23 protein-coding genes are annotated in these 25222 nt (G+C 40.7%); 10 read left to right on the top strand and 13 right to left on the bottom strand.

What is annotated here, in order from left to right; genetic code table 11:
• The first annotated feature begins 16 nt into the window (after positions 1-16).
• Positions 17-202, top strand: coding sequence for a hypothetical protein (locus tag B2O97_RS17560; RefSeq protein WP_244294549.1), 186 nt, complete (start codon positions 17-19; stop codon positions 200-202).
• Positions 203-215: 13 nt separating this feature from the next.
• Positions 216-1751 carry a RagB/SusD family nutrient uptake outer membrane protein gene (locus B2O97_RS17555; RefSeq protein ID WP_145329936.1) on the top strand — a complete coding sequence of 512 codons (1536 nt, stop codon included), beginning with the start codon at positions 216-218 and terminating at the stop codon, positions 1749-1751.
• Positions 1752-1799: 48 nt separating this feature from the next.
• Here B2O97_RS17555 and B2O97_RS17550 read toward each other — a convergent pair whose 3' ends face one another.
• Positions 1800-2582 carry an MBL fold metallo-hydrolase gene (locus B2O97_RS17550; protein ID WP_201640098.1) on the bottom strand — a complete coding sequence of 261 codons (783 nt, stop codon included), beginning with the start codon at positions 2580-2582 and terminating at the stop codon, positions 1800-1802.
• A gap of 114 nt (positions 2583-2696) precedes the next feature.
• Here B2O97_RS17550 and recJ point away from each other — a divergent pair, with 114 nt between their 5' ends.
• From recJ to B2O97_RS17535, 3 genes are all read left to right on the top strand, one after another.
• A complete protein-coding gene (gene recJ / locus B2O97_RS17545; RefSeq protein WP_046672806.1) occupies positions 2697-4397 on the top strand; it encodes a single-stranded-DNA-specific exonuclease RecJ in 1701 nt (566 codons plus the stop codon).
• A 151-nt stretch (positions 4398-4548) separates the two neighbouring features.
• On the top strand, positions 4549-5283 hold the full coding sequence (lptB, locus tag B2O97_RS17540) for an LPS export ABC transporter ATP-binding protein (RefSeq protein WP_028072074.1): 735 nt from the start codon (positions 4549-4551) through the stop codon (positions 5281-5283).
• 22 nt (positions 5284-5305) lie between these two features.
• The gene (locus B2O97_RS17535) at positions 5306-6820 is read left to right on the top strand and encodes a GH3 auxin-responsive promoter family protein (protein WP_115046576.1); all 1515 of its coding nucleotides are present in this window, start codon (positions 5306-5308) and stop codon (positions 6818-6820) included.
• A 191-nt stretch (positions 6821-7011) separates the two neighbouring features.
• Here B2O97_RS17535 and B2O97_RS17530 read toward each other — a convergent pair whose 3' ends face one another.
• Entirely contained in the window at positions 7012-7170 is a 159-nt protein-coding gene (locus B2O97_RS17530) for a hypothetical protein (RefSeq protein WP_156167568.1), read from the bottom strand.
• A 325-nt stretch (positions 7171-7495) separates the two neighbouring features.
• Here B2O97_RS17530 and B2O97_RS17525 point away from each other — a divergent pair, with 325 nt between their 5' ends.
• A complete protein-coding gene (locus B2O97_RS17525; RefSeq protein ID WP_046672808.1) occupies positions 7496-8566 on the top strand; it encodes a branched-chain amino acid aminotransferase in 1071 nt (356 codons plus the stop codon).
• 145 nt (positions 8567-8711) lie between these two features.
• On the opposite strand, the gene miaA is transcribed toward B2O97_RS17525, so the two are convergent.
• The 4 genes from miaA to pdxA are packed head-to-tail and all read right to left on the bottom strand — an operon-like array spanning position 8712 to position 12862.
• On the bottom strand, positions 8712-9632 hold the full coding sequence (miaA, locus tag B2O97_RS17520; protein WP_248932569.1) for a tRNA (adenosine(37)-N6)-dimethylallyltransferase MiaA: 921 nt from the start codon (positions 9630-9632) through the stop codon (positions 8712-8714).
• Positions 9633-9678: 46 nt separating this feature from the next.
• Entirely contained in the window at positions 9679-10272 is a 594-nt protein-coding gene (locus tag B2O97_RS17515; RefSeq protein WP_070560757.1) for an IS1096 element passenger TnpR family protein, read from the bottom strand.
• A 45-nt stretch (positions 10273-10317) separates the two neighbouring features.
• On the bottom strand, positions 10318-11751 hold the full coding sequence (locus tag B2O97_RS17510) for a CCA tRNA nucleotidyltransferase (RefSeq protein ID WP_070560759.1): 1434 nt from the start codon (positions 11749-11751) through the stop codon (positions 10318-10320).
• Between the two features lie 55 nt (positions 11752-11806).
• A complete protein-coding gene (pdxA, locus tag B2O97_RS17505) occupies positions 11807-12862 on the bottom strand; it encodes a 4-hydroxythreonine-4-phosphate dehydrogenase PdxA (RefSeq protein WP_070560760.1) in 1056 nt (351 codons plus the stop codon).
• Between the two features lie 81 nt (positions 12863-12943).
• Between pdxA and rsmA the strand changes: the two genes are divergently transcribed.
• From rsmA to B2O97_RS17490, 3 genes are read left to right on the top strand one after another with little or no spacing between them, the layout of a single operon-like run.
• A complete protein-coding gene (rsmA, locus tag B2O97_RS17500; protein ID WP_070560762.1) occupies positions 12944-13723 on the top strand; it encodes a 16S rRNA (adenine(1518)-N(6)/adenine(1519)-N(6))-dimethyltransferase RsmA in 780 nt (259 codons plus the stop codon).
• A 1-nt stretch (position 13724) separates the two neighbouring features.
• Positions 13725-14909: an FAD-dependent monooxygenase gene (locus tag B2O97_RS17495; RefSeq protein ID WP_070560763.1), complete on the top strand. Its 1185-nt coding sequence runs from the start codon at positions 13725-13727 to the stop codon at positions 14907-14909.
• A 59-nt stretch (positions 14910-14968) separates the two neighbouring features.
• On the top strand, positions 14969-15901 hold the full coding sequence (locus tag B2O97_RS17490) for an NAD(P)-dependent oxidoreductase (RefSeq protein ID WP_070560765.1): 933 nt from the start codon (positions 14969-14971) through the stop codon (positions 15899-15901).
• Between the two features lie 202 nt (positions 15902-16103).
• Here B2O97_RS17490 and B2O97_RS17485 read toward each other — a convergent pair whose 3' ends face one another.
• Positions 16104-16982: a hypothetical protein gene (locus tag B2O97_RS17485; RefSeq protein ID WP_120333644.1), complete on the bottom strand. Its 879-nt coding sequence runs from the start codon at positions 16980-16982 to the stop codon at positions 16104-16106.
• A gap of 184 nt (positions 16983-17166) precedes the next feature.
• On the opposite strand from B2O97_RS17485, the gene acs reads away from it, so the two are divergent.
• Positions 17167-19083, top strand: coding sequence for an acetate--CoA ligase (gene acs, locus B2O97_RS17480; protein WP_286767785.1), 1917 nt, complete (start codon positions 17167-17169; stop codon positions 19081-19083).
• Between the two features lie 50 nt (positions 19084-19133).
• Here the strand turns inward: acs and B2O97_RS17475 are convergent, their stop codons facing one another.
• From B2O97_RS17475 to B2O97_RS17450, 6 genes are all read right to left on the bottom strand, one after another.
• On the bottom strand, positions 19134-20132 hold the full coding sequence (locus B2O97_RS17475) for an energy transducer TonB (protein ID WP_286767784.1): 999 nt from the start codon (positions 20130-20132) through the stop codon (positions 19134-19136).
• A 242-nt stretch (positions 20133-20374) separates the two neighbouring features.
• Positions 20375-20665, bottom strand: coding sequence for a hypothetical protein (locus tag B2O97_RS17470; RefSeq protein WP_286767783.1), 291 nt, complete (start codon positions 20663-20665; stop codon positions 20375-20377).
• A gap of 220 nt (positions 20666-20885) precedes the next feature.
• Positions 20886-21317 (bottom strand): nuclear transport factor 2 family protein, encoded by a 432-nt coding sequence (locus tag B2O97_RS17465; RefSeq protein ID WP_286767782.1) that lies wholly within the window; start codon positions 21315-21317, stop codon positions 20886-20888.
• Positions 21318-21548: 231 nt separating this feature from the next.
• Positions 21549-22331 carry a hypothetical protein gene (locus tag B2O97_RS17460; protein WP_286767781.1) on the bottom strand — a complete coding sequence of 261 codons (783 nt, stop codon included), beginning with the start codon at positions 22329-22331 and terminating at the stop codon, positions 21549-21551.
• 686 nt (positions 22332-23017) lie between these two features.
• On the bottom strand, positions 23018-24028 hold the full coding sequence (locus B2O97_RS17455) for a hypothetical protein (protein WP_286767780.1): 1011 nt from the start codon (positions 24026-24028) through the stop codon (positions 23018-23020).
• A gap of 42 nt (positions 24029-24070) precedes the next feature.
• Positions 24071-24604 carry a hypothetical protein gene (locus B2O97_RS17450; protein WP_286767779.1) on the bottom strand — a complete coding sequence of 178 codons (534 nt, stop codon included), beginning with the start codon at positions 24602-24604 and terminating at the stop codon, positions 24071-24073.
• Positions 24605-25222 lie beyond the last annotated feature (618 nt).

Raw genomic sequence — 25222 nt, 5'->3', positions numbered from 1 at the left:
CGATTTTCTAAAAAGATTGAATCTCTCTTCCATTAAAGCATTTATTAACGCCCGTAACCTCTATACATTCTCCAAAATCAAAGGTTACAACGTAGAGGCATTGAGCGTAAGTTCGACCACAGGTAATCCAACAACGACAAATATTGCCAGTCCTTATCCTGTTGCGAGAACATTCTCATTGGGAATAAATGTCCAATTCTAAACACATCAAGATCATGAAGAAAAGAAATACAACTTTATATACAATGCTAGCTGGCCTAAGCTTACTTTTTACAGGCTGCAGCAAGAACTTCTTAAATGAAGACACCAGCAGCTTTCAGTCACCTGATAATACCTATATCAATACGAAAGGCTTCGAAGCTGGACTAAATGGTTTATACTCTTATGCCCGCATGGAATTCCTGACCTGGAACGGTAGTATCTTTTCCCAAGGAGCAACTCCACAGGAGGCGTTACAGGTCGGAACAGATATCGTTGCTATCAAAACCACAGGTACAGACGCTACATTGGCTCCATTCAGCAATTATACGCTAACTCCTGCTTCGAGCTGGACAGACAAGGACAACGATCCAAAACGTGTGGAAGCAACGGCTCGTTTCTTCCGTGCCTACAGTTATCGCTACTTAGTCAACCTGTACGGCGATGTGCCTTGGGTGGACAAAGTATCCGAAACACCCCGTCGTGATTTCACGCGTACACCGAAAGCTGAAATCTTGACGCACATGATTGAAGACCTTAAGTATGCAAGTGAAAACCTACCCGACAATCCAGGAACAATTCAGGAAGGGAAATTGACGAAATGGGCTGCTTTACACTACCTGGCAGAAGCATATATCGAAGCTGGACAGCCTGATTTAGCTGCAGAAGCTGCCAACAAAGTTATTCAAAGTGGTTACTTTAAATTGAACAATCAACGTTTTGGTGCCGAAAAAGATAAACCCGGGGATTATTTCCACGATATGTTTATCGAAAACAATCAAAATCGCGGTTCCGGCAATCAAGAAACCATCTGGGCCATCCAATTGGAATACAATACACAAGGAGGTGGCGACCGCTACACCGATTGGAGCAAACGCGCGTGGGTTCCTTTCTATTCACAACAAAAAGGATTTGCCTTGGCCGACTCACTTGGAGGAAGAGGTCTTGGGCACGTACGCCCTTACCAATGGTGGCTGGATAGTTATGAAAAACAGGATGTCAGAAATTCTTCTTTCAATATCAAACGCGATTGGTATTATAACGATCCTTCCGTACCTGAACTTTATGGCAAGAAGATCGTACTTACTGACGCGATCAAAGAATCAGGCAACGTGTTCCCGACAACAACCAAATTTTTCTACAGAAAGACAGCTGTTGACCCTGCATTTGAAGGAAATATGAAGGACCGTGTGAAAGTACGTTTGGCCGAAACTTACCTGCTATTGGCTGAAGCATACTGGCGTGCCAATAAACCGGCACAAGCTAAGGATGCCATCAATGCTGTCCGTGCCCGTGCAAAAGCGTCATTAATCGATGCCGCAGCGATCAATGCGGATCTGATTCTCGACGAACGCGCCCGCGAGCTTATTGGTGAGGAAATGCGTCGCATGACCCTTGCCCGTTTCGGTGAGGATGTCTTTTTACGCCGCGTGCAAACGTTAAACACACAATCGAAAAATGTGGTGAAAAAAGAATTTATTCTTTGGCCTATTCCACAAGAGGTTATCGACAGTAACACTGGTGCAGCCTTCCCACAAAATCCGGGATACTAAACCTTCCAAAAACCTCCATGTTCCCAAAAGGTCATGGAGGTTTTTCCTTTATGACTTTGCGTCAACTAGCTTATAGGTTCCATCTTCCCGGATCTGACTACGGCCAATGGTTATATTTTTAGAATGATAAAACAAAAAAATCCAGCCCGCTGGCGCGCCTTCTGCCCAATACTCCTGACGCAAGGCTTTGGAGCGCCGACCATCGACATCATATTTGGCGACATAATTATGGAAAATTTCTTCAGGCTCAGGTAATACATCTCCGCCAAAGAAATAGTGCTGATCATCCGTTTGAATATGAAATGCCTGATGATGCGCGGTATGTCCACCATTGAGCGCATAGCTGATTTCATCATTTATTTTTCCTTCACCTTCCACCAGTACCAAATTTCCACTGCGTTGAATCACATCAAAAATCTCGGTCCTGTATGAACTGGAGATGCCTGAATAGGCGTCTTCCCATTCGCCACGCTGAACAATATATTCGGCTTCAGGAAATGCGATACGTCCTGTTCCGTTTTCAAATGTGACCATCCCCCCGGCATGATCCTTATGAAGATGGGACATCAGTACATATTTTACATCTTCGGGTCTAAAGCCAGTCTTACGGATATTATGATGCAGCTGTAGCACAGCACTGTCATCCGTATAACCAAGACCGGTATCACAGAGCACAAGTCCCGCATCAGTTTCGATCAAAAAGGGGTGAACTTGAATAAATAGGGAGCCTGGCCGGTCCTGGGGCTTGTCTATTAACGGATCAAAGGGTATAAATTTTCTGCTTTTGTCGACTGAAAAAGAACCTTCATATAAAGAATAAGCCTGCACCATATTTAAAACATTGGGAATATGCACGTTAAGCAACAGCGGATCAATACCGGGTTTAGGAATTAGGTAAGTCCAGCCTTAAAACGTATATTTACACTTAAAATATTGTGCAAAGATATGCAAAAAAGGTGGGTACTAAAATCTAAAACTGATGTCAAAATAACCAACAAACTGCGCGAGGAATTAAACATCAACACTGTCTTGGCAGAGTTGCTCGTGAGCAGAGGAGTGGAGACTTTTGACGAATCAAAGCAGTTTTTTAGGCCTCAATTATCGGATTTGCACGATCCATTTTTGATGCGGGACATGGAAAAAGCCATCACCCGGATCATCCAAGCCATTGGCAACAAAGAAAAAATACTCATCTATGGAGACTATGACGTAGACGGTACAACAGCTGTTGCCGTTGTTTATAGTTTTTTCAGGGAATTTCATAGCCAGCTGGAGTTTTATATTCCAGACCGCTATGCCGAAGGCTATGGAATCTCCACACAGGGTATTGACTATGCCGCAGCAAATGGTTTCAGCTTAATTATTGCATTGGACTGCGGTATCAAGGCAATCGATAAAATAGATTACGCAAATAGCAAAGGAATTGATTTTATCATTGGCGACCACCACCTTCCCGGTGAGGAACTTCCCAAAGCCTACGCCGTGTTAGATCCCAAGCGTGCAGACTGTGAATACCCTTACAAAGAACTTTCAGGTTGTGGAATAGGCTTTAAGATTATTCAGGCTTTTATACTCACCAATGGCATGGATATCAATGCCTGTTATCAGTTTTTGGATCTTGTGGCCGTGAGTATTGCTTCGGACATTGTTCCTATTACCGGCGAAAATAGAATACTTAGCCACTTTGGCCTTATTAAACTTAATACGAATCCCTGCGTCGGACTAAAGGCACTGATTGATTTATCCAATAATCGAACGAAGATCTTTACAGTGAACGACATCGTGTTCCAGATCGGCCCCCGCATTAATGCAGCGGGCAGAATAGACCATGCTAAGGACGCCGTCAAACTTTTGATCTCCAAATCGCTACAAGAAGCCAAAGACTTCAGTTCTAGCATAGACGATCAAAACAATGTACGGAAAGACTTTGATCTCAAAATAACAGAAGAAGCGCTTGCACTGATTGAGGATAATGTTCTTCTTAAAAGCCGAAAATCCACGGTATTGTATAAAGCCGACTGGCACAAAGGTGTCATTGGTATTGTCGCTTCCCGTCTGACCGAAAAATATTACCGTCCGACGATTATATTGACCGAAACAAATGGTCATATTGCAGGTTCCTGCCGTTCGGTACTGGGTTTTGACTTGTATGAAGCCTTAAGCGAATGCGCTGACTTGTTGGAGCAATTTGGTGGTCATAAATATGCTGCCGGACTAACGATGTCCTTAGATAATGTCACGCTATTCCAGGATCGTTTTGAGGAAGTGGTATCGCGACGTATCAGTCCTGAAATGCTGACCCAAGAAATTTTGATCGATGCAAAGTTGGCATTGAAAGATATCGATGCTAAGTTCTTCCGTATTCTCCAGCAGTTTGAGCCTTTCGGGCCCCAAAATGAATCCCCTATTTTCCTCAGTAAAAAGGTAAATGCAGTAGGACAGGCTTTTATTGTGGGCACCAATCACCTCAAGATGACGGTTATTCAAGAAGACTCTCCTTCATTTGACTGTATCGGTTTTGGACTGGCAGAACATATCACACACATCAATTCTGGGCAAAGTTTCGACATCTGCTACAGCATTGAAGAGAATGTGTGGCGCAACAAAAGAAACTTACAGCTCAACATCAAAGGGATTAAGTATTAGTATTGCATTAGTAAGAAGATATTAAATATATTTACACAAGATTTGGTCGGGCATCCCCCCATACTGGATTAGATACCAGGCATGAAAGAATGGTGAGGGTTTTAATTAGTCCTATTGAACAGATACATACAACACAAGACATTCCACGAAGATGATTTTAAAGGCAGAACATCTCATAAAAAAATATAAGCAGCGTACCGTTGTCAACAATGTTTCCTTCCATGTGGAACAAGGCGAGATTGTCGGGTTATTGGGCCCTAATGGGGCAGGAAAAACGACCTCATTCTATATGATTGTTGGTCTTATCAAGCCCAATGAAGGGAAAGTATTTCTCGACGATCAGGAGATTACGCAGGATGCGATGTATCAACGCGCACAACGTGGAATAGGTTATCTCGCTCAGGAAGCATCGGTTTTTCGGAAGCTCTCCGTAGAAAACAACATCCTGGCAGTATTAGAAATCCATTATCCGAATAAAGAAGAACGTTTGGCAAAATTGGAAGAACTACTCACAGAATTCAGCTTACACCGTGTCCGTAAAAACAGAGGTGATTTGTTGTCCGGTGGTGAGCGTCGACGTACCGAAATTGCGCGAGCATTAGCTGCTAATCCATCCTTTATTCTTCTGGATGAACCTTTTGCAGGGGTTGACCCGATCGCCGTAGAAGAAATTCAGACGATTGTAGCCAAGCTCAAAACCCGTAACATCGGCATCTTAATTACCGACCACAACGTACAGGAAACACTATCTATTACGGACAGGGCCTACCTCCTAACCGAAGGAAAGATCATGCTGACGGGTACCCCTGAGGAAATTGCAGATAATGAGCTTGCCCGTAAATTTTATCTCGGTCGACATTTTGAATTAAGAAGGAAAAAATTTTAAAGATTAAAGAATCCCTCCCCCTATGGCCTTATTAAACTCCATTTTTACTTGGTTCATGAAAAAAAGAATTCACCAGATTGAACTGTTCATGAAATACCCACACGATGTACAAGAAGAATGGTTTCAGAGTTTAATTGCCACTGCTGAAGCGACGGAATGGGGAAAAAAATACGATTATACAAGTATATTAACCCCAGAGATCTTCAAAGAACGCGTCCCGATACAGGACTATGATGATATCAAGGGCTACGTTGATCGCATGATAAAAGGAGAACAGAATATCCTGTGGCCTTCTGATATCAAATGGTTTGCCAAGTCTTCTGGCACCACATCTGATCGCAGCAAATTTATTCCCGTTAGTGAGGAAGCACTCGAAGAGTGTCACTTCCAGGGCGGTAAAGATATGCTCACAATATACTGTCATAATAGACCTGAAAATCGCGTATTTACGGGAAAATCAGTTGTTATTGGTGGTTCTTCACAGATCAACAATTTCAGTCCGGATTCCTACTACGGTGATCTTTCATCAATCCTCATCCGTAACCTTCCTTTCTGGGCCGAATTTAAGCGAACGCCCAATATGGAAGTTACTTTAAACCCAAACTTTGAAGAGAAAATTGAGCAGATTGCCCAAATTACACTTAAAGAAAATGTAACGAGCTTAGCTGGCGTACCGACATGGAATATTGTTATGGCCAAGCGTATTCTTGAGATTACAGGCAAAGACAACTTGCTTGAGGTATGGCCAAATCTAGAATTTTATGGACATGGCGGAGTAAGCTTCAAACCTTACCGCGAGCAATTCCAAAAATTGATCCCTTCGGACAACATGTATTATCTCGAGAATTATAATGCCTCAGAAGGATATTTTGGCTTACAGGATCAATCTGATTCGGAAGATCTTCTGCTCATGCTAGATTATGGTATTTATTACGAATTCTTACCTACTGAACGAATGCACGAAGAAAATCCGTCAACCTTACGTTTGGATCAGGTGGAGCTCGGAAAAAACTATGCATTGATCATTTCAACCAATGCGGGTTTGTGGCGTTATAAAATTGGAGATACCATCAGGTTTACGTCATTGTCTCCCTATCGCTTTCAGATCTCAGGACGAACCAAACAATATATTAACACCTTTGGCGAAGAGGTTATTGTTGACAACGCCGAACAAGCCTTGGCCGAAGCGAGCAAATTGACACAGGCACGAATCAGAGATTATACCGCTGGACCGGTCTATTTTAAAGATGCCGAGGCCGGAGCACACGAATGGGTGATAGAATTTGAACAACAACCCAATGATTTTAGGCGTTTTTGTGAAATATTGGATGCTAAACTCCGTGAAATCAATTCGGATTATGACGCCAAACGTTTTAAGAATATGGCGCTTCGACCACCTATTGTACACAATGCGCCCGAAGATACATTCTATAAATGGATGAAATCAAGAGGTAAGCTAGGTGGACAAAATAAGGTTCCAAGATTGAGTAACAGCCGCGAATATCTCGAGCCGCTCCTGAAAATACTCGCCGAATAATACGGCATATCAACTTAAAAATACGGCACAGCGACCGAATAATAGCACGGTCTCCGGCTGGAGATTAGCCAAAATTTTTGGAAACCTTATTTTGGCTAATCTCGTATTGCTGAATTTTGTTGTTTTAAAGAACTGCTGTGAGTTCGTCTAATTGATAAGCTCAAGAAAGCTTAGACTATAATGGAGGTTTGTTAAGGTTTAATTGCCGTTTTATATAAAAAAACAAAAAAACCAAGAATAAAATTCATAGAAATACCTTTCTTCTGAACTTCAACATCACCCTGTAACAAGGAGCGATTATCGCCTGCTGCTACTTCGTTACTTTTGTTTAGACTGTGCGTCAATTCCATACTAAGTTTATTTTTATGATAAGTGATTTTATAGCGTTACTGCGGACCAGAATGCCCATCTAAAGGACCGCATTCTTTACAGCCAAACTTTATGCCATAATATGAAAAGAGTGTATTAATTAATAAAAAATTAACACATTTAATTATTAATACAGGATAACCGAGAGATATGAAGTGAAATTCTTCCATTTCAAAAAAAAGTGTAGTAAAATAGGGAACAACTGTCCGAAATAAAAGGCATAGCCAGGCTGGTAAATTATACAGGTACATGTGCAACTTATATTTCATTTTTTTCCTAACTTAGCCTAAGTAATTAAATAATAAGATGAACGCGACAGAGAACTATTCAATTCGCGTAGAGCCAACTCAAAATTCAAGACTCTCGCAAGTAGATTTCGACAATCTAAAATTCGGAAAGATTTTATCCGACCACATGCTGGTCGCAAACTATGATGACGGTGAATGGAAAGATGTCAGCATCGTCCCTTATGGAGATATCAGTATTAGTCCTTCGATGTCCGCTTTACATTATGGTCAAGCGATCTTTGAAGGAATCAAAGCTTATAAATTTGCAGATGGAACAGTGAGTATCTTCCGTCCGGACAGAAACTGGGAAAGATTCAATAAATCTGCCGCACGTCTTCAAATGCCGGAGGTGCCTGAGGAAATTTTTATGGATGGTCTAAGCAAACTATTGGACATCGACCGTAACTGGATCCCGGCAAAAGAAGGTTCATCATTGTACATCCGTCCTTTTATGTTCGCAACAGAAGCGGCATTAGGTGTACACCCTTCTAAGTCATACAAATTTATCATTATCACTGGCCCTGTAGGCGCATATTATAGCAAAGCAATCAGCTTAAAAGTGGAGACCTACTATACACGTGCAGCAGAGGGTGGTGTTGGTTTTTCTAAAAATGCAGGTAACTACGCCTTATCGCTTTACCCAACACAATTGGCCAATGACGAAGGTTATGACCAAATTATGTGGACAGATGCTTCTGAACATAAATACATTGAAGAAGCAGGTACGGCAAACCTTATTTTCCGCATTGGCGATACGATTATCACACCACATGGTGATACAATCTTACACGGTGTGACACGCCGTACAATTATGGAATTGGCGGAGAAATGGGGTTATAAAGCCGAGCAGAGAAAGGTATCTATTCAAGAACTAATCGACGGTATTAAAGCCGGTACAGTAACGGAAGCTTTCGCAGCTGGTACTGCAGCCACAATTACGGATATCAGCCGTATCGGTTTTGAAGGACAAGATTATCACTTGCCACCAGTAGAGGGCCGCGAGTTTTCAAATCGTGTTTTGAATTACCTCAACGACTTGCGTTATGGTAAAGTAGAAGATCCATTCGGATGGAACTATTTAGTGAAGTAATTTCTAAGAAGAAATAAAAAAAGCCTTTGTTATGAATAACAAAGGCTTTTTTTATGGCCTATATACGTTATGCATACCTTGAAACGCGGTCTATATACCTCGTCTGAACCTTCGGGATAACATCTAGTTCACTGCTGCTAGATCCTTAGGAATGCTCTCCTGTCAGCTCCTTTTGAATAAAATCAATTATAGCAGCTGTCTCCTGGGACTGAAACCAATGCGTATTGCCATATTTTTTAAACCATGTAATCTGTCGCTTGGCATAACGTCTCGAATTTTGTTTGATTTTCTCGGTCGCTTCCGTCAAAGACTGCTTGCCATCGAGATAATCAAACAACTCAGCGTAACCAACAGTGAGCAATGCAGGCTTCGTTCTGAAAGGAAGTAAAGCTTTCACTTCGTCCAGTAAGCCATTTTTCATCATCAAATCTACACGTAAATTGATCCTTTCATACAAGTTCGCCCGATCCATATTCAAGCCAATGGTAAGGATATCAAAAGGTCTTTTCTCGACATCTTTCTTATGGTAAAATGACATCGGTTTACCAGTCGCCTCAAAAACTTCAAGCGCCCGTACGACACGTTGCGGATTATCGATGTCTGCCGTTTCAAAATATGCAGGGTCAATACTTTTCAATCGATCTTTTAAGACCTCCAATCCCAATACTGCAAGTTCATGATTAAGTCGCTCGCGCACTTCATCTCCGGCCTTGGGTAGATCATCCAATCCTTCGCATAGGGCCCGTACAAACAAGCCTGATCCACCTACCATAATGACGACGTCATGCAATTGAAATAACTCTTCTAGTTTCAGTAAGGCCTCACGTTCAAAATCGCCTGCAGAATAATCCTGCGTGATGGAGTGTGAATCAATGAAATAATGAGGAGCAGCAGCAAGTTCCGCTGGATCTGGTTTAGCCGTACCAATAGACATTTCCCGATAGAACTGACGAGAGTCAGCAGAAATTATCGCTGTTTTAAAATATTGCGCCAATGAAATAGCCATTGTAGTCTTACCAACAGCAGTTGGCCCCACAATGGCTATCAATGTTTTTTTATTTGCCATAATATAGCACTTCACAGGCTGAAAAGAACCTGTAAAGTCTTCTTAATTAATATTCGTCTTCGTAGCCGTTGGATTCTTCACGCTCTTCACCTTCTTCGCCCTCTTCCTCATCGTCACCATCGCTGTCGAAGCCATCCAATTCGTCTTCATCATCGACGCCATATTGCGTATCGTCTTCCTCCACATAATCGTCCTCTTCAACCGAATCTGACACGGGGAAATTAGCCGCAGTCATAGTTTTGGGAACCTGACCCATAGACTTAAACAGCGCCGGATAGTCTTTTCCATCCTCTTCCTTCAAGATCTTGATCAATTCAACCTGGAAATCATAAGGACGATCAAAATTGTAAACGTAGTAAAATTTCTGATGTGGATCATCAATAAACTTACTTAAACGGATATTCTCCATCAACAATACCTCAGCATCTTTTTTACGTTGTGTAGGCTTGAATGCAATCTCCGTTCCCTTTTTCCACTGATCATTGCTCACATAGAACGAGGAAGATGCATCCGCAGCATAACCTGTTGATTTATGGATTTCCTCATGCAGGTCTATAAATGTACTTTTAGAAGGCATGTCGATCTCACGATATACATCTTCATAATCCTCAAAAGTAACTCTAAATCTATAAATTGCCATCTCTGCTATTTTCTTCTTTTAACCCTCTAAAATTAATACTATATTTTAAGAATTGGAAATTTCCAATGGGATTTCTTGTTTGATCGTCAGGTTCATTTCCCCTGCTTTTTTCACCAAGAATTGATAAGCTTCTACTCTGGAATTTGGAATATCGCCCTCTAGAATAGCCTCACGAATCAAATTTTTCAGCTGGCCTACAGTACGCCCTGGCGCTAAGCCAAATAGGACCATGATATCCTCTCCACTGATCGGCGGCTGCCAGTTTCGAACCTTGTCCCGCTCTTCGACGTCCTTCAATTTTTGTTTGACAAGTTCAAAATTCTGACGATATTTTTTCTTTTTAAACTCATTTTTTGTGGTCACATCCGCATGGCATAGCATCATAAGGGCTTCAATATCATCCCCCGCCTCAAACAAGAGACGACGGACAGCAGAATCCGTTACGATATCCTGCGCCAAGACAATAGGCCGAAGATGCAATTGTACCAGCTTCTGAACAAATTTCATTTTCTCATGGAGCGGCAGCTTCAATTCAGCAAAAAGCTTTGGTACCATACGTGCACCACGATCTTCGTGGCCATGAAACGTCCAGCCGAGCTTTTTATCGAAACGTTTTGTTGCCGGTTTGGCAATATCATGCATAATCGCTGCCCAACGTAACCAAAGGTCTTCAGACAATTCGCATACATTATCCAACACTTCCAACGTATGGTAGAAATTATCTTTATGGCCTTTGCCATCAATGACATCAACTCCGTGTAAATTATACATGGCCGGAAAGATCAATTCCAGGAGACCGGTATCAAAAAGATATTTAAAACCGACTGACGGCTTAGGTGAGAGAATAATCTTATTGATTTCATCGATAATACGTTCTTTCGAGATAATCTTTATTCGCTCTTTGGTATCGCTAATCGCTTTGATCGCATCAATCGTGATTTTAAAATTTAGCTGTGTCGCAAAACGGATAGCCCGCATCATACGCAGTGGATCATCGGAAAACGTTTCTATCGGATCCAGAGGCGTTCGAATAACGCGCTGTTCAAGATCTTGCACGCCGTCAAATGGATCCACTAAAGTACCATAATCCGCTTTATTCAAAGAAAACGCCATCGCGTTGATCGTAAAATCACGTCGATTTTGATCATCGGATAAGGTACCGTCTTCCACAATAGGCTTACGTGAATTGGCACGATAAGATTCCCTTCGGGCACCGACAAACTCCACATTGAGTCCTTCATAAACCAGCATTGCTGTACCAAAATTCTTGTAGACAGCAACTTTAGTATGTAGCCTATCACCCAATAAAGTCGCAAATTCAATGCCGCTGCCGACGACAACAATATCCACATCATTCTTAAAAGGCCGCTTCATAATATAGTCGCGAACATACCCCCCAATGACATAACATTCTGTATTTGTTGTCTCGGCGAGTTCCTTAATGATTGAAAAGATTGGATGTTGTAAATTATCGTACATAGTCAAAACAGCAGGTAAAAAACCAAACAGTTTGCAAAAGTAACAATTTTTTTCCCTAATCCCTATCTTTGGACAACTTACGGAAAGCAAGTGGATTTTTAAGTAATTCGGCTTGTTCACGACGGCGTTTTACAATATGTAAAGCCGAGAAAATTGCCTCTACAAAAGAGCTTTCAGAAGCTAAGTTTTTTCCAGCAATATCATAGCCTGTACCATGATCTGGCGAAGTGCGTACGATAGGTAAACCGGCTGTAAAGTTTACACCGGCACCTTTGGCAATATGCTTAAAAGGGATTAACCCCTGGTCATGGTACATCGCGAGTACCGCATCGAATTTCTCATAAGCACCTTTTGCGAAGAATCCATCGGCAGGATATGGACCAAAGCAGAAGATCCCCTGTTCGTTTGCTTTTTCTACGGTAGGTCTAATGATCTGATCATCTTCGGTGCCAATAATCCCATGATCGCCAGCATGTGGATTTAGTCCCAAAACTGCGATCTTAGGCTTTTCAATCCAAAAATCTTTCTTCAACGAGTCATTCATCAGGGCTAGCTTTTTAAGAATAGCTTCTTCGGTAATATTAGCCGCAACCTCATGCAGTGGAATATGACCTGTTACCACACCAATACGCAATTCATCACAAACCATAAACATCAATACATCATCAGCCTCTACTTTGGCCTGCAGGTATTCGGTATGGCCCGGAAATTGAAATCCCTCCTGTTGAATATTATGCTTATTAATTGGGGCAGTCACTAAAGCATCAATTTTGCCAGCTTTCAGGTCCTCAACAGCTTTCTCCAACGAAAGGAAGGCATATTTACCGCCAATTTCGTTTTCTTCACCCAACGAAATCTTGACGTCTTCCTGCCAGCAATTGATCATATTTGCTCTTTTGGAATGCGCCTGCTCAGCATCATTGATTACGTTAAAACTAAAATCATTTACACCGATCGCTTTACGGTGAAAAGAAGCAACCTTTGTATTTCCGTAAACCACTGGCGTAAAGAAATCGCACATACGCTGATCTACCAAAGATTTAATGATGACTTCAAGTCCAATGCCGTTAATATCGCCTACGGTAATTCCGATTTTTAATTTATCGCTCATTCTATTTAAATGCTTTGATTCAAAAATAGGGATTTTTTTCTTAGAATGACTTTTCACTTATTTATTTTTTACTTTTGCAACATGAGCACAGTAAGAGCAAAAAAACATTTAGGACAGCATTTCTTGAACGATAAAAATGCTGCACAAAAGATTGTGGAAGCATTGGATCCTAAATTGGGTTTTAGCCAAGTGCTTGAAGTAGGTCCAGGAATGGGTGTACTTTCTGATTTTCTCTTGCAAAAAGAGGAATATGAAACCTATTTGATCGATGTGGATGACGAATCCATTGCTTATTTGGACGATAAATATCCCCAATTGGGTAAGCGATTGATCCACGGTGATTTCCTAAACCTTGACTTTTCACAGTATTTTGGTGAGAAAATGGCTGTCATTGGCAATTTCCCTTACAACATCTCCTCCCAGATTCTCTTTAAAATTTTGGATGAACGCCAACGTGTCGTTCAAATGACGGGTATGTTCCAGAAAGAAGTAGCCGAACGTTGTACAGCTAAGGCGGGCAGCAAGGAATATGGTATCTTGAGTGTCTTTTTACAAGCCTATTATAAAGTAGAATACCTTTTTACTGTAAAAGCAGGAGCTTTTAATCCACCGCCAAAAGTATTGTCGGGCGTTATCCGCATGACGCGCAATGACCGTGAACAATTGAATTGTGATGAAAAACTATTTTGGCGTGTTGTTAAAGCGGGCTTCAATCAACGTCGTAAAACCCTCCGTAACTCACTTTCGGGCGTTGTTCCCAAAGATAAAATGTCCGACAATCCACTGTACGAGCTACGCGCAGAACGATTGACGGTAGATGATTTTGTCGGTTTAACAAACGAAATAGCAAACAGTCTTTAATATGCATTCGACGGACAGCACATTTATTATCGTAGGCGGAGGTATCGCTGGATTATGTGCTGCAATAGGGCTTGCAAAAGTAGGTATTGAAGCACATGTCTATGAAAGCGCCATTGAACTCAAAGGCATAGGTGCTGGATTCGGGCTCGCAGCCAACGCCATGCAAGCTTTGGAACATCTCGGATTGAAGGATGAAATCGTTCCGATAGGGCATTACCTTGCATCTTATAATGTCTTGGATCAAAAGGGAAATATTCTTGTTGAACCAGACACCAGGTCAATCAGTCAAAAATATCAACAGGACAATTTCGCTATCCATCGGGCAGATCTGCATCAGTTTCTCTTATCCAAAATCCCCAATGGACAAGTTCATCTCGGCAAACGTGCCGTTTCCTTTGAACGGGAGGGAGAAGATATTCAAGTTTATTTCGCAGACGGAAGCCATGTACGCGGCCAAGCCCTTTTGATTGCCGATGGTGTACACTCAGCACTACGACAACAACTCATACCGGGTTCGGCACCTCGCTATTCAGGCTATACCTGTTGGCGGGCCACCATCGATAATAGCAGTATACAGCTCAGTAAGGGGACAGAAACCTGGGGCAGCAAAGGCCGCTTTGGGATGACCCCACTTGTCAATAACCGCATCTATTGGTACGCATGCATCAATACTGAGGCACAAAATCCGGTCTTAAAAAACTGGAAGACAAAGGAGCTCCTCGAAAATTTTAAAGATTATCATGCCCCTATTCCAACGATTCTTTCGGAAACAAAGGATAGCGAGCTAATTGCAAATGACATCATTGACATCGAACCACTTCAGCAACTCGCTTTTGACAATATCCTATTATTGGGTGACGCTGGACATGCAACGACTCCCAACTTGGGCCAGGGAGCCTGTCAGGCTATTGAAGATGTTGCTGTTCTCGTGGATGAACTCCAGACCGCAGCTTCCGTTAGTTTGGCTTTTCAAGGATTCGAAAAAAGAAGATTGGATCGGGTAAATTACATCTGTAATACTTCCTGGAGGATAGGAAAAATCGCACAATGGGAGAATCCATTCCTGATAAGAATGCGAAATTTTGGCATGAAAATAATGCCTAACCGCATGAAACAACAACAATTAAACAAATTATTATCTGTAGATTTTATGCAGATCAACCATAATCATGACGCTGGGATCTAAATCATCGTACTACACCACAACAGTATTCACTGATCAGTCCCACATAAAAAAATAACTGAATGAAAACTACCATTTTGATCGTCGACGACATTCATGAAATCATGCTTGAGAAATTTGAAGAAGCGGGTATTGCCTACCATTATCAACCGGATATCAGCCGAGAAGAAGCTGAAAAAATCATCTCCAATTACTCCGGTATGGTTATCCGTTCCAAATTTCAGGTAGATAAGGCTTTTTTTGACCTAGCACCAAACCTCCGCTTTATCGCCCGTGCTGGTGCAGGTATGGACAATATCGACGATACAGTTGCTGCGCAAAGAGATGTGCTGTTAATTCCGGCCAATGAAGGCAATCGGGATGCTGTAGGTGAACATATGATCGGTATGTTGCTCAGTCTAATGAACAATCTGAATCGGGGTGACCAACAAATACGATCTGGCCAGTGGTTGCGTGAAGCCAATCGTGGATACGAACTTAAGGGACGTACTGTAGGCTTGATCGGCTATGGGCACAATGGTATGGCCATGGCAAAAAAACTATCCGGTTTTGATGTACAGGTGCTTGCCTATGATAAATATCGAATAGACTACGCCGATCAATATGCATCAGCAGCAGACATGGAAAAGATCTGCAAAGAAGCCGATGTGATCAGTTTCCATATCCCCTTAACGGATGAAACAAAGGGGATGATTGATGTGGATTATCTGGCTAAATTTGAAAAACCTATTTTCTTTTTACTGGGGGCACGAGGCGGTATTGTACAAGTACCCGCAGTGCTTAGCGGCCTTGATTCAGGTTCCATTATCGGAGCAGCATTCGATGTGTTGCCCGTAGAAAAATTCCCAAAACTCGCTGAACAGAACTGGTATGCAGATCTTATCCGTAGAGACAATGTGATCTTATCTCCACATGTTGCCGGATGGACATTCGAAAGTTATTATAAATTATCGGAAGTGGCTGCCGATAAGATCATCGCCTTTCTGACATCTTAATTTTTACAAAGAGCTATTTGCCAAAATCTCCAATCAATCAATCAATCAATCAATCAATCAATCAATCAATCAATCAATCAACCAATCAATCAATCTAGCAATCTAGCAATCTAGCAATCTAGCAATCAATCTAGCAATCTCCTCCTATCCATACACGCTTAGGAGGTTAAAGTAACCTATTGCTCTTGAAACGTATAAAAAATCAGGTTCCGGCACTAAAGATACCGATAACAACAACAATCAGAAACTGAAGCACCAAGCTACCGTCAAGTAGATAAGCATAGTGATAATGATCTTTTGTTTTGAAAACAGCCAATTTTAGCAATGCAAATATGAGCACGTTGGTCAGAATCAATCCAATTTTAATAGGTATCGTATAAGGTACCGTCAAGATCAAAACACAATGGAGGCCCAACAGCCCATAAGTTAGATTTTTAGCTTTTTGTTCGCCCAGCATATTGGGCAAAGTCCGCAGGTGATAATAGGAATCCTGTTGGATATCCCGAATATCAAAAGGCAGGGTACAGATAACCAAAAATATGAACTTCAATCCGCAGAGCGCAATAAAAACCCACTGATCTATTTTGACACCGACGTTGGCCAGTTCCACATAGGGAAGCACCACACTGCTGCAGACCCAAACTAGGGCAATATGAAAAATCTTGGCCCCGGGTATCTGTCGAAGGCCCACTTTGCGGTCACGGAAGGTAAACAGGGGCATTCCGTATAATAGACTCAGGATTCCAATAAAACCCAAAAACAAAAAAGAGTACACATGAATATACCACAAGCAATAACCGAGCACAAGCAAAGCGATACCATTGTTTAACCACATGACCCATTCATGATTAAAGATCCAGCGTGTCCGCGGGAATTTTGATTCTTTTGGGTTCTTCGGTTTGGACCACCACAGGCTAAAATTATAAAGCAACAAAGTCGCTGTTCCTTCCACTAAAACAATATACCAATTGATAGGTCGTTCAAATATGATATAAGTCAGCGCGCATTGTGCCATGGCCGCCATGGCGATCAGCAGATTTGTATAGATTGTAATATAGAATAGCTTTCTTAGAAAAGACATCTTGGTAAATCTTGATGCAAGATAACAATCTTATAGATAAAAGTAGTTTAACATTATATTAAACATCAATTTTTTGATAAAATGGGCAAAAACCGCTAAATTGTACACCGAAATCGAAATATCAAAAACGATTTCGCAACGATAACAATATAAATTAAAATAATTCATAATAATCCTAATAACGATGAGCCTACAAATAAAATCATTTGAAGAATATCAAAGTGAATATAAGCGAAGTGTAGAACAACCTGAGGAGTTTTGGGCGAGCATTGCAGATCATTTTTTCTGGAAGAGAAAATGGAATAAAGTGCTGAGCTGGAACTTTGAGGAACCCAATGTCAAATGGTTTGAGGGTGCTAAATTAAATATTACAGAAAACTGTCTTGATCGCCATATTTATGCGAATGGTGATAAACCAGCCATCATCTGGGAACCTAACGATCCAAATGAAGCGCACCGCATTCTTTCCTATAAACAATTACTACAAAAGGTAGAGCAATTTGCCAACGTACTTAAAAATAATAACATCAAAAAAGGAGACCGGGTATGTATTTACTTACCGATGGTTCCTGAATTGGTTATTGCAGTATTGGCCTGTGCACGTATCGGTGCCATCCACTCGGTGGTATTTGGAGGTTTTTCAGCACGTTCTATCGCGGATCGTATCGTCGATGCGGAATGCAAACTGATCGTTACTTCAGATGGTAGTTACCGTGGCAACAAAACCATTGGTTTAAAAAATATTGTGGACGATGCTTTAATGCAATGTGACACTGTTGAAAAAGTAATTGTCTTAACACGTACACGTACACCGGTATCGATGATCAAAGGCCGTGATGTATGGTGGGAAGATGAGATCAAAAAAGTAGAAACACAAGGAAATCCGTCATGTCCAGCAGAAGAGATGGATGCGGAAGACAATTTATTCATTCTTTATACATCGGGATCCACAGGTAAACCTAAGGGTGTAGTACACACTTGTGGTGGTTATATGGTGTATACAGGCTATACTTTTATGAATACCTTCCAATATAAGCCAAACGATGTATTTTTCTGTACAGCAGATATTGGCTGGATTACAGGACACAGTTACATCGTCTATGGGCCGTTATCACAAGGAGCTACTTCTTTAATGTTTGAGGGTATTCCAACCTTCCCGGACGCGAGCCGTTATTGGGACATTGTTGATAAGTTCAAGGTCAATATTATCTATACATCCCCTACTGCATTGCGCTCATTGATGGCCTTTGGTGACGAATTTGTCGACAAGAACGACCTTTCCTCTTTGCGCGTTTTGGGATCTGTAGGTGAGCCAATCAACGAAGAAGCCTGGAACTGGTTTAACGAAAAAGTTGGTAAAAAGAATTGTCCTGTCGTTGATACCTATTGGCAGACAGAGAATGGAGGCCACTTGATCACTTCGTTGGCGGGGGTGACACCGGAAAAAGCAAGTTATGCGATGTTCCCGATGCCGGGCATTCAACCCGCTTTGATGGATGAGAATGGGAAAGAAATTGAAGGCAATGACGTCACCGGAAACCTATGTATCAAGTTCCCTTGGCCAGGTATGCTACGCACGACATGGGGGGATCATGACAGATGTCGTCAAACCTATTTTTCGACGTATAAGGATATGTATTTTACAGGCGACGGGTGTTTCCGTAGTCCGGAGGGTTATTATAAAATCACAGGCCGTGTAGATGATGTATTGAACGTTTCGGGTCACCGTATTGGTACAGCAGAAGTGGAAAATGCCATCAATATGCACGCTGACGTTGTTGAATCGGCCATTGTCGGATATCCGCACCCAGTAAAAGGCCAGGGTATCTATGCTTATGTCATTGCGAATCACCATACCGATGCAGAAGCCACCAGAAAGGATATCATGGAAACTGTTTCACGTATTATCGGTCCAATTGCTAAACCAGACATTATCCAATTTGTTGATGATTTACCAAAAACACGTTCAGGAAAGATCATGCGTCGTATCTTACGTAAGATTGCCGAAGACGATATCGCCAATGTAGGAGATACTTCGACACTTCAAGATCCTGCCGTTGTAGAAGGAATCATCAAAGGCGCTGCGGCCTTGAGAAAATAACGTATAAAGTATCGTAAAAAAATAACAGCCTTCCAATAGGAAGGCTGTTATTATATTCCCCTCAAGTTTAACCTTATCGGCAATGTATAGCCAACCCGCACAGGCTCACCACGTAGCATACCAGGTTTCCATTTTCTAAGTTTTTTGACGACTTGTATACCAGCAGCCCCTGTACCGAAACCCAAATCGTTCTTTATTTTCAAATCTTCTAATCGCCCTTGTTGATTTATAATGAACGCTATTTCTACAGTACCGCTTATACCATTCATCATGGCTTGTTTTGGATATTCGTAATTTCTTGCCACAAAATACATCATTTCTTTGACACCTCCAGGGTATTCTGGCTGTGTTCTATAGGTAGTAGAATCATATGAAATGACAGTGCCGTTTTCTTTTGTTTTAGTGCCTGAGCGTAATTTGTCCTCCTTATAATGCTCGACAAAAGAATCAGGTCCCCTCTTTCCTCGCCACTCCCCCTCGCGCAAATTATTGACCAGCTGACCTTCTTCAGTTTCGTCCTGTTCATCTATACTAAAACGAATAAAACCATTTCCATTTTCTAACTTTTTATTGTTCAAAGAGTCATAATACACCACATAGATTGGCTTCTTCACCAACACCTTTTTCTTCTTAAGTTCGCTTGGATAGAATACAATCATCTTCAACTTATTATTCGGATAGAGATAAAAAGCCGAATCTATCAATTTACTCTCTTCGTTAAAGTTCTCAAGACTCTTCAACGTACCATTTTCATAGAATTCATATTTTTTACCCAAAAATCTGAATGGCGGGTGTCCACTCTCGCTGATCGCATTCAGCTTTAGCGAGTCATTCCGCAGATAATACTCCTCGATTTGATAAACTTTATCCTTTCCCAACGCATCAATATGAATTTCTCTTAAAAAATAAGCCGAGTCTTGCTTCTTAGTCTCCTCCCCATCTTTCCTATGGTAAGTGGTAAAAGTAACTTGTGCCGAAAGGCTCAATCCGCACAGGTTCAATAGAAAAAAACAAATAAGTTTCGTCGAAAAGTCTAAATAATACTTCATAATAATTGTTAATACAGGGGTAATAATAACAAATATCTAGGATAGTTAAAAAATTAATCGGTTAAATAATGTTTATTTCTGTTATGGCCGGCACGGCTGCATACCATTAAGTTTTCCACACGATGTTAATAACACTGTTGATAACTTAGAAAACCTACTCACCTTCATCCTCTCGAAGTCTGACAATTTCTTCCAATGCCTGAACATCGATCTGATCCTTTGGTCTATTGATTGCCTTTTTATTAGCGATGAGCTGGTTTATATATAACCCCATTATTCAAGTGAAAATCTGTCCAGCCAACTACGAAAGGAATAGTTTCCAGCTGTGGAATATCACCAAGGTCAGATAGCCTGAATGCTTCCCTTAACCGTTTTCTATTATCCAATGAGTCTTTTATCCAAATATCTAAATCACCAGTAAACCTTTGAAAACCGTGCAAATTAGTTGCATACCCCCCAATCATAATGTACGCTACATTTGATTCCTCTAAATTCTGCCAAAACTCTAAAATTTCCTGATCAAAAATATCCATACACTATTTCTGATAAAAGGGTTTATGAATAATTTTCACCTTTTTTAGCGTTTGTTGAATTTTATAGAGACGGGTAGTCATTTCAAATCGCTCCTTATAAGTACGATTAAGTCCGGCCCTCAATAAAGCAATTTCAGATTCGCTAAGAGATTGTGAAACAAAAAAAGCCACATCATCCCGACGTGGCTAAAATAAACATATGAATTTAATTAAACAGTTTCTATTTATACGAGTTTACGGAGCTTGCAACCTTCCAGGTTCCCGATTCATTGATCAATGTCACCAAATCTGTTTTCGTGAAATCCTCAAACTTCATGGTGACACGTGCTACCATATAGTTTTCAGACTCCTCGAGTACTTCGGTACTTGTACTGCAGTTCAATTTTTCACCTTTTTGCTTTTTTAGGAACGAAATGACTTCCGAACGGCTATTGGTGCGCGCAGCTTTTCCCTGAACTTTTTGATTGAATTCCGATGCGAACAATTTTTCTACGCCCTGAGATGCGCCTTCTGTCATTACCGACACATAGCTATCGATGGCCAAATCGGCTGTGGAAAGGTTCAATGCTTTACCAGGGTCAGCTGCTGCCATTGCGAAAGTTGATAGTGTAATCAATGCTGCAGCTGCGAATGTCTTTACTAAAGTTTTCATAATACTTTATTTATATTGTTAGTTTTTTTATCTCTTTTCTTATTGTCGCAAGGAAGTTGATTTTGTTGCATCATTTCCTTTAAGATTCTGATTCAAAAGTAAGACAACGCAGCATCCCATTTTATTACATTTAGATCAACGGAATAAAAAAGTCGGTAAATGGAGGTAAAGGAGCGGTAAATGGATATCCGCTCCGGTAGGAAAAAACAAAGGTATGGGTTAACGTTACCTTTATAACTGGAAAGCAGCTAGAATAGTTGCAGGCGTACAATCAACTTCATTCAGCACATTGCACCGTCGGCCATTTTTATGAAGATATATGATCGTAAATCCAACCAGGATGGGGGTACCAACAAATTCCTTGCATGGAATGCTGATCGTCTTGGCCGAAATTGGATCCTGTCCATAGACGATATCAATTTCCCATTCTTCATCTTTTATCTCAGTGAACTCCCTTTCTTTGAAATTGAAAGAAAAGGCATGGAATTTAAAGGCGATAGCATTACAATCTTTGGGCAGCAGCAATGCTCGGTTAATGTCAAATATTGGAAATGATATTTCGATCTTGCTCTCCTCGGTTAGGTTAACCATTGGATCGATATTCAGCGCATCCTGCATATGGAAATTTTCGTTGAATTGGAAATTCACCAATCTGTCGAGCTTACAGTTGTTTAGGCAAAGTGTTCCCCTATCGTCATTGATATTTGTCTTCATTGCCCTATAAATCTGTCTATTCAAGCGATTGCCCATTTGTCCATCATGCAGTTCCTGATGCACTAAGCCAAAAGCCTGCCTAATTGCGGCGCCCGCGCGACTTGCCTGTCCAAAATCTTTACCAGCATTCTTCGTGTCGACGTTTTGTTTTACACGGTGTGGTTTACTTTGAATGTAGTTCTTTGTTCCTACCTTTCTGCTTACCAGTGGGCCAACCAGTCCACGGATATAGCCATTATCATTTATTCCCATACAATAAATATACCACCAAAACGACCCTATGTCAAGTATCTTGTTCATTTTTAAGGATTTCGGAAGCTGCAGCAAATAGCAATTATAAATTTGAAAATTTAGTGATACCTTTTTGGGGATTAGTTATAACCAATTCCCAACCACCTTCTAATTGCAAGCAAGATGCAAACAGGATGTCTGTACAGTGAAAGCACCCTTAAAAGGTGGACTCAACGTGGACTCACTGTGCACACAAGGTGGTTACAGTACGGAGTTGATCGCAAGTTGGTATGGAGTTGGTGTCAGGAAAATATAATTATTTGCGCCGAGCGGCTGTATTGAACTTTGAGAATAATGTAATCACAATAGAGCTTGATATAGACGCCACGAACAAGGAATCGGGAATGGACGATTTCTCATCCAAGAAATAGTATACAGCAGCTGCTATTGAAAAGCAGACAATGAAGGACAATATTAAAACAAGTATAAATTTGATTTTCATTGGTCAAGGGTTAATATAGTACAACTTAATATACAAAAGAAATCTAATAAATAAATGTAAATTCATTTAATTTATACCATTAATCCATTTCAGAAACTAGGAACACTATTTAACTACTCTGGAGTGAGAACGTTTTCCACAATGTTATTAACAAACTGTGGAAAACTTCGAACACATCAAATTTTACTCGGAAAATAGGACGATATGCTATGTTCTATCGAAAGTTTTTTACGATGTAAATAAGAGATACATATTATTGTTTATTCAGCAGCCGAATAAAGCTACCATTTGCATAATCGAGTTTCTGCGCATAGTAGTTTGTTTCAGGGCCTGCTACCAACACACCTCCTATGGCACCTAGCAACACGGAAGCTACAACAACATTGGTTGCAGATGCAGTTTCCATAACGGGACCCACAAAAATAAAATCATCATCTTCCTTGATTAAAGCATAAAACTGATCCTGACTTGAAATAAAAGGATTACCAGCATGCACTACTGCATAATAATCTTTCGGGTTTACCTTTTTAAGTTTCCCTTTTTCATTCTCTTTAAAGAAGCCTAAGTTTAAATCCCCCTCTCTTAATTGGGCCTGCCCACCTGATGGTGTTTGAAGGGCAAATTCTTCGTAGCTCCGATAGAGTCCATCTTTATAGGTTGAAGTACTATATAATGCCAATTGTTTCTTTTGAATATCGTCGTAATGTTCGATTTCACTGAGACTATAGCTTTTTGTGGTATCGCCGTTTTTGGTTAATGCATCAAAGATCAGGTTATTGACAACCTCGCTGGCGCGTGCCAAAGTCGCTTTGGTTACATCCATCCCTTTAACGACGATAGCTGTATCAGCTCGGGCTAGCTGTAAATATTCTCCATCAGCCTCTTTTGAGAATAAGATTGCTCTAAAATCCAAAAATCCCTTTTCAGAAAAAGCTCCCGTCAATTCCGCTATGCAGAACTTTTCCAACCGCATCAGCAATTCACCATTGCCTTTACGACCGGTTATTTGTTCCAATTGGCTCTGCAACTGTTTTTCCAATGATGGCTCCGCCACCAACAACCGGTTTGCGTTCATTATACCGACCTGTATGACGCCCAGATTATCTTTTATCTCTCTTGCGTCGTATAGATTTATTTTGCCATACTTAGCGTTCTCGACGATCTTATGTGGTTTCGTAAATAGAAACGTTCTGGTCTTTTGTTGCGCTTGCACAACAACAGCCTTTATAAGAATAATGAATAGGAGGAAAATAATCCGTTTCATGGTAAGTAAATTTCAAAAAATAGGTTATGCTAAGTTATCGCATTATTTGCTTTTCTGCAATGCCCATACTTCTTTATGGATCATGGGCTTTCCACCCGAAGCGCTATCTATATCATTTACAACAAGTTCAAGTAGTCCATTCACAAAAGCATAACGATAAGTTAACTTCTGTGAGACTGGTAATGGTTCCAATTGAAGAGTGATGGTATTGCCATCGACCTTATAGCTCGTTCTTATCCTATCGGCCGTTTTGCTTTCGCTATCAGGTTTGTCCGGGTCCTCATATAGGTGCCCATCATCGTTAGGCAGCGTGAATATCTCCGATGTTATCAATGCGGCACTATCAATAGCATAAAACAGCAGTCCTTTATAGGTCGATGGGTAATAGCCATTCTTTGCCAAAAATGTTTTCACGTCCGTTGTTTCCTCTTTTAGTCCAGCGACCGGGTCGCTATACTTTATATAGATAGTCTTGATTTCCCATTCTCCTAAGAAAGGATTACCATCGTCTTTTTCTTTCTTACATCCTAGAAAGAAAACAACAAAGGGAATAATAAACAATAATCTTTTCATCATTTTTCGGTCAAATACGTCATTATCTAATATAGAAGTTAGAGTTTGCAATTACAATCACAGCACCGTTAGAAAGTCAGATAATATAGCTTCATTTCAAAAAAAATAACTATCTTTAAGTATGCCAAATTTAAACCTATAATACAATAATCAGAATGATGAAAACATACTTAAAAGCGAAATCCCCATTGTCATTAGTTTTGAACATTATTACTGCTCTATTCTTACTCAGCCAAATGCCTCAGCATATCCTAATACATCGAGATGCTGAAATACTGAAAATTATATCAGTAACATTAGTTGATATCTGTGCTATTGCAATTCTGATCTATTCTCTATATAGACTTATCTTTAATAGATTAAAATTCTAGCAATGAACACAATTTTATTAAAGATTTATCAATTTTTTACGACAACCACTATCGTCGAAATATCTATAGGTCGATGGCTTAAAATAATATTTGCTTTCCTTTTATTGGTTATAGGTATAAAGGATAAGCACCATTTAACCACTTGGATCGCACTCCTATTTATTGTGACAGAATTAAATGTCGGCATTTTCTCCAAAAGAAGCTCAAAAATTAGAAACGAGAAGTAAGTTAACTTTTATTCCAAACCGCG

Source organism: Sphingobacterium sp. UBA865 (assembly GCF_002295765.1).
GTDB classification, from domain to species: domain Bacteria; phylum Bacteroidota; class Bacteroidia; order Sphingobacteriales; family Sphingobacteriaceae; genus Sphingobacterium; species Sphingobacterium multivorum.
The sequence above is the reverse complement of the archived record's forward strand: the minus strand, read 5'-3'. Positions and strand labels throughout refer to the sequence as shown.

Coding starts and splice junctions, on each gene's coding strand:
- B2O97_RS17555 (WP_145329936.1), top strand. CDS start 216: ATGAAGAAAAGAAATACAACTTTATATACAATGCTAGCTGGCCTAAGC.
- B2O97_RS17550 (WP_201640098.1), bottom strand. CDS start 2,582: ATGGTGCAGGCTTATTCTTTATATGAAGGTTCTTTTTCAGTCGACAAA.
- recJ (WP_046672806.1), top strand. CDS start 2,697: ATGCAAAAAAGGTGGGTACTAAAATCTAAAACTGATGTCAAAATAACC.
- lptB (WP_028072074.1), top strand. CDS start 4,549: ATGATTTTAAAGGCAGAACATCTCATAAAAAAATATAAGCAGCGTACC.
- B2O97_RS17535 (WP_115046576.1), top strand. CDS start 5,306: ATGGCCTTATTAAACTCCATTTTTACTTGGTTCATGAAAAAAAGAATT.
- B2O97_RS17530 (WP_156167568.1), bottom strand. CDS start 7,170: ATGGAATTGACGCACAGTCTAAACAAAAGTAACGAAGTAGCAGCAGGC.
- B2O97_RS17525 (WP_046672808.1), top strand. CDS start 7,496: ATGAACGCGACAGAGAACTATTCAATTCGCGTAGAGCCAACTCAAAAT.
- miaA (WP_248932569.1), bottom strand. CDS start 9,632: ATGGCAAATAAAAAAACATTGATAGCCATTGTGGGGCCAACTGCTGTT.
- B2O97_RS17515 (WP_070560757.1), bottom strand. CDS start 10,272: ATGGCAATTTATAGATTTAGAGTTACTTTTGAGGATTATGAAGATGTA.
- B2O97_RS17510 (WP_070560759.1), bottom strand. CDS start 11,751: ATGTACGATAATTTACAACATCCAATCTTTTCAATCATTAAGGAACTC.
- pdxA (WP_070560760.1), bottom strand. CDS start 12,862: ATGAGCGATAAATTAAAAATCGGAATTACCGTAGGCGATATTAACGGC.
- rsmA (WP_070560762.1), top strand. CDS start 12,944: ATGAGCACAGTAAGAGCAAAAAAACATTTAGGACAGCATTTCTTGAAC.
- B2O97_RS17495 (WP_070560763.1), top strand. CDS start 13,725: ATGCATTCGACGGACAGCACATTTATTATCGTAGGCGGAGGTATCGCT.
- B2O97_RS17490 (WP_070560765.1), top strand. CDS start 14,969: ATGAAAACTACCATTTTGATCGTCGACGACATTCATGAAATCATGCTT.
- B2O97_RS17485 (WP_120333644.1), bottom strand. CDS start 16,982: ATGTCTTTTCTAAGAAAGCTATTCTATATTACAATCTATACAAATCTG.
- acs (WP_286767785.1), top strand. CDS start 17,167: ATGAGCCTACAAATAAAATCATTTGAAGAATATCAAAGTGAATATAAG.
- B2O97_RS17475 (WP_286767784.1), bottom strand. CDS start 20,132: ATGAAGTATTATTTAGACTTTTCGACGAAACTTATTTGTTTTTTTCTA.
- B2O97_RS17470 (WP_286767783.1), bottom strand. CDS start 20,665: ATGGATATTTTTGATCAGGAAATTTTAGAGTTTTGGCAGAATTTAGAG.
- B2O97_RS17465 (WP_286767782.1), bottom strand. CDS start 21,317: ATGAAAACTTTAGTAAAGACATTCGCAGCTGCAGCATTGATTACACTA.
- B2O97_RS17460 (WP_286767781.1), bottom strand. CDS start 22,331: ATGAACAAGATACTTGACATAGGGTCGTTTTGGTGGTATATTTATTGT.
- B2O97_RS17455 (WP_286767780.1), bottom strand. CDS start 24,028: ATGAAACGGATTATTTTCCTCCTATTCATTATTCTTATAAAGGCTGTT.
- B2O97_RS17450 (WP_286767779.1), bottom strand. CDS start 24,604: ATGATGAAAAGATTATTGTTTATTATTCCCTTTGTTGTTTTCTTTCTA.